This window comes from Intrasporangium chromatireducens Q5-1, from assembly GCF_000576575.1.
Classification (GTDB): Bacteria; Actinomycetota; Actinomycetes; order Actinomycetales; family Dermatophilaceae; genus Intrasporangium_A; species Intrasporangium_A chromatireducens.
On sequence record NZ_AWQS01000634.1, the window covers coordinates 1 to 319 of the forward strand.

Here is a 319-nt window from a genome sequence, read left to right on the forward strand (position 1 = left end):
CGCCACCGCGCACCCGGGCGCCACAACCCCCTCCACGAGCTTCGGCTCATCGCCAAAGAGTCCGCCCAACCGGTCATGAAGGGCGCGGCCACCGTCGCTGCGGCGGGTGGCATCATCGCCACCGTCGCCGGCCCCGCCAGCGCCGAGACGGTCAGCCACCCCAACACCGGGGTCGAGCAGGCGGCGGCGTCGCTGCCGAGCGCCGTCGGCCCGAAGGCCGCCCCGGTCGAGGCGTCCAACGCCCTGTCCGCCATCGGCTACGCCGCCCCCAAGGCCAAGGCCAAGCCCGAGGTCATCGAGGACCTCGTCGTCAAGGAGC

Annotated in this window: 1 pseudogene; it reads left to right on the plus strand. The window is 74.3% G+C overall.

Going from position 1 to position 319, the window contains the following annotated elements:
* Positions 1–319 (plus strand): annotated as a pseudogene (locus N864_RS23210) (CHAP domain-containing protein); the annotation flags it as partial.